This is a genomic window from Marinoscillum sp. 108, assembly GCF_902506655.1.
Taxonomy (GTDB): domain Bacteria; phylum Bacteroidota; class Bacteroidia; order Cytophagales; family Cyclobacteriaceae; genus Marinoscillum; species Marinoscillum luteum.
This window is the reverse complement of sequence record NZ_LR734813.1, coordinates 1-2,435: the sequence shown is the minus strand read 5'-3', so window position 1 is coordinate 2,435 and position 2,435 is coordinate 1. Positions and strand designations below refer to the sequence as shown.

At 51.7% G+C, this 2,435-nt stretch carries 1 pseudogene; it reads right to left on the bottom strand.

Annotation, left to right across the window (positions count from 1 at the left end):
• A pseudogene (locus GV030_RS16540) lies at nucleotides 1-2,435 on the bottom strand (hypothetical protein); the annotation flags it as partial.

Below are 2,435 nucleotides of genomic sequence, written 5' to 3'. Positions count from 1 at the left end.
CCATCATTGTCACTGTCCAGGTCTTTGAAGTCAGGAATACCATCCAGATCCTTATCAAACTGGTCGATGACTCCATCACCATTGATGTCGGTAAAGCCTGTGGTGTTGATTCCACTGGTGTTGGTATCAGCAGTGTTGGCAATGGCATCACCATCTATGTCAAAATCCTGATAGTTGTAGAGACCGTCGGCATCTGTATCAGCCCCCGGGTCGATACCCGTGCCTCCATCTTCACTGGCATTGGCCACCCCGTCATTGTCCGCATCCAGGTCCGCATCATTATCCACCCCGTCATTGTCTGCATCCTGATCACCATATAGGTAGTCAGGGATGATGCCATTGGGATCTGCCAGGGCAGAAGTGCTTTCAGAAACAGTAGGGGTTCCATCATTGTCATCGTCCACATCCTGAAAATCCCAGATTCCGTCCAGGTCAGTGTCCTGCACCGCAGCATTGGATCCTGTGATGTTATTGTTACCGGTACTGGATACATTGTCGTAGATGTCCAGCAACCCGTCTTCATCCACGTCTGTGTTGTAACCGGCATCATCAAAGTTTCCATCATTGTCTGCATCCCAGTCGGCGTAGAGGTTTTTGTCCGCATTACTGCCTTCCATCCTGTCGAGTACCCCATCGGCATCAGAGTCCGTGTCGAGGTAGTCTGCATTTCCACCATCTGTGGCCACAGGAGTGAGCATTGTGGCCCCCATATTAGGATCAAAAGCATCATCCAGTCCGTTGTTGTTGGCATCTACCCCAGAGAGTGCTATGAAAGTAGCTTTTGATTGTGCTTCTATCAGGTCCACAATTCCGTCATTGTCACTGTCAATGTCCAGATAATCGGGTTTGACAGCAGAGGCAGGTTCAGACCCTGAGTCGGTGTTGAGTGGGGTGATGGGCGTTACGGAGCCATTAACCACCGTTCCGATGTATCCATCCTGGGCATCATTGAAGCCATCACCGTCCGAGTCTGTGAATCCACTGATGGTGCCCGTAGCAGGATCGGCAGTCCCTCCAAATTCAATGATGTCTACAATGCCATCATTGTCAGAGTCAATGTCCCTGAAGTTTTTATTGCCATCCCCATCGGTATCCAGGAAGTCCAGAGGATTCGCTTCAATGGCATCACTGTACCCGTTTCCATCCTTGTCCATGTCAAACCGGTCGTCGATACCATCATTGTCATTGTCATTGCCTCCGGTAATGGAAGCATCGAACGCATCATCAATGCCATCTCCATCCGCGTCAGTACCGCCTGTCTGGTCCACATCCACATCATAGGGGATGCCATCAAGGTCCACATCCAGCAGATCATCTACCCGTCCATCAAAGTCAGTGTCTACCCCTCCGGCTTCTACCAGGTCAGGAATTCCGTCATTGTCAGAGTCCAGGTCCCTGTAGTCGTCTATTCCATCGCCATCAGTGTCCACATTCGCAATGGGTGAGCCACCATTATCAGGATCTACCGCATCGGCCAGTCCATCTCCATCCGTGTCGTTGGCATATCCGTCTATGAGTCCGTCACTGTTGGTGTCGGCCCCTCCATTTTCGATGGCATCTGTGATGCCATCATTGTCACTGTCCAGGTCTTTGAAGTCAGGGATTCCGTCGTAATCAGTATCCGGAATAGGGAGTGCTGAGCCTCCGTTGTCCGAGTCAATGATGTCAGCCAGTCCGTCATTGTCTGAGTCTGTAGCGTCATCCACTTTTCCATCCCCATCGGCATCAGTGCCGCCGGCTTCCACCAGATCAGGAATGCCATCATTGTCAGTATCCAGGTCAAAGAGGTCATTGATTCCGTCCCCGTCGGTATCGCCGGGAATAAGTGCAGTCCCCCCATTGTCGGCATCATAGGCATTTGGCAGCCCGTCACCATCTATGTCCGTGTCAGCACTGTCAATGATATCGTCTCCATCGGTGTCTGTACCACCGGATACACTGAAGTCAAAGGCATCGTCAATGCCATCATCATCCACGTCAGCTCCCCCGGTGAAGTCAGCATCCACACTGTTGGGGATTCCATCCCCATCATCATCGTCCAGTCCATCGATTCTTCCATCTCCATCGGCATCAGTGCCCCCGGCCTCTACCAGGTCAGGGATTCCATCATTATCAGAGTCTGCATCCCTGAAGTCGGGAACACCGTCCAGGTCATGGTCATAGACATCATAGACCCCATCTCCGTTTACATCGGCGGTACTGGTGAGTCCGGCGATGACGGTGGCATCATCGGTATCCCTGAAGTTGGGGATTCCATCACCATCCTCGTCGCCGCTGGGGTCAATGGATTGACCACCATCCTCTTCAGAGTCGGGTACCCCGTCATTGTCAGAGTCGGTATCGAGGGCATCAGCGATTCCATCCTTATCATAATCTCCATTGAAAAGGTAGTTAGGGATGTTAGTGGCGCCCTGGCCCTGAGTTTTATCATCCTG